Origin of the sequence: Vibrio sp. 10N.222.55.C6 (genome assembly GCF_041473395.1) — a bacterium.
In the GTDB taxonomy this organism is placed as follows: domain Bacteria; phylum Pseudomonadota; class Gammaproteobacteria; order Enterobacterales; family Vibrionaceae; genus Vibrio; species Vibrio crassostreae_C.
The window spans coordinates 1-277 of record NZ_JBFRSD010001281.1 but is presented as its reverse complement, the minus strand read 5'-3'; the positions used below and the strand labels follow the sequence as shown (position 1 = coordinate 277).

The following is a 277-nucleotide window of genomic DNA, read 5'->3' as shown; positions in this document are numbered from 1 at the left end:
TCTCATACTGGATTGGGGCAAACTCAATTGGGTACTTTTAACCAAACGGGTCAACAGTGCACGTTTTTAGTTGATGTCTTAGATAATGCTCTCCCCGCTGTGAGTTGGAACCCAGAGATAACATCCGCACTATGGACTAAACTCGCCATCAATTGTGCTATCAACCCACTCACTGGGTTGGAACAAATCAAGAACGGCGAACTTGCAGACCAAAGGTTTGAGGGTATTTTAAGTTCTATCGTTGAAGAGCTAACACTAGTTATGCAGGCCGAAGAGA

Annotated in this window: 1 protein-coding gene; it reads left to right on the top strand. The window is 44.4% G+C overall.

Translation table 11 applies throughout. From position 1 onward, the window contains the following. Positions 1-277, top strand: a 277-nt coding sequence (locus AB4486_RS28540; RefSeq protein WP_372120199.1) for a ketopantoate reductase C-terminal domain-containing protein, incomplete at both ends; no start/stop codon positions are given.